General features: G+C 47.6%; 2 rRNA genes. Both read right to left on the reverse strand.

Features of this window, described 5'->3' with window-relative positions:
* Positions 1-212, reverse strand: a 23S ribosomal RNA gene (locus BM736_RS24740); the annotation flags it as partial.
* A 325-nt stretch (positions 213-537) separates the two neighbouring features.
* Positions 538-930, reverse strand: a 16S ribosomal RNA gene (locus tag BM736_RS24745); the annotation flags it as partial.

Genomic DNA, 930 nt, shown 5'->3' on the forward strand with positions numbered 1-930 from the left:
CTCCGGGTACTTAGATGTTTCAGTTCCCCGGGTTTGCCTCACAACACTATGTATTCATGTTGTGATACTYACTTATGTRAGTGGGTTTCCCCATTCGGACATCGTTAGCTCAAATGCTTGTTACTAGCTCGCCAACGCTTTTCGCAAGTTACTACGTCCTTCATCGCCTCTGACTGCCAAGGCATCCACCGTATACGCTTAGTCACTTAACCATACAACCCACATAAGTTTGTARCYTACATGCACTGTATCGCAACTAATGGTGTTTACTTTCGCCAAAAGAATACTCATGAATCATATTGCTATGATTCGGGCACTTGATTTAAGTGTTTTGAGAACTCAATTATAAATATTTCGCGCTAATGCTATAAACAACCAATCACTTACGAATAAGTTCATMGTTGTCCCTTTCACATTAACACTATCAGCTTTCCAAATTTTTAAAGAACAAGCATCGCCGCTCGGGCGTGCCACTCGCTCTAACAAGAACAAGTWATCTGTGTGAACACTCAGCAAATATTGAGTTAGTCGTATAGGTAAGGAGGTGATCCAGCCCCAGGTTCCCCTAGGGCTACCTTGTTACGACTTCACCCCAGTCATGAACCACACCGTGGTAAACGCCCTCCCCGAARGGTTAAGCTATCTACTTCTGGTGCAGCCCACTCCCATGGTGTGACGGGCGGTGTGTACAAGGCCCGGGAACGTATTCACCGTAGCATTCTGATCTACGATTACTAGCGATTCCGACTTCATGGAGTCGAGTTGCAGACTCCAATCCGGACTACGACCGGCTTTGTGGGATTAGCTCCACCTCGCGGCTTTGCGACCCTCTGTACCGACCATTGTAGCACGTGTGTAGCCCTACTCGTAAGGGCCATGATGACTTGACGTCGTCCCCACCTTCCTCCGGTTTATCACCGGCAGTCTCCC

Source organism: Shewanella sp. UCD-KL12, assembly GCF_001957125.1.
In the GTDB taxonomy this organism is placed as follows: domain Bacteria; phylum Pseudomonadota; class Gammaproteobacteria; order Enterobacterales; family Shewanellaceae; genus Shewanella.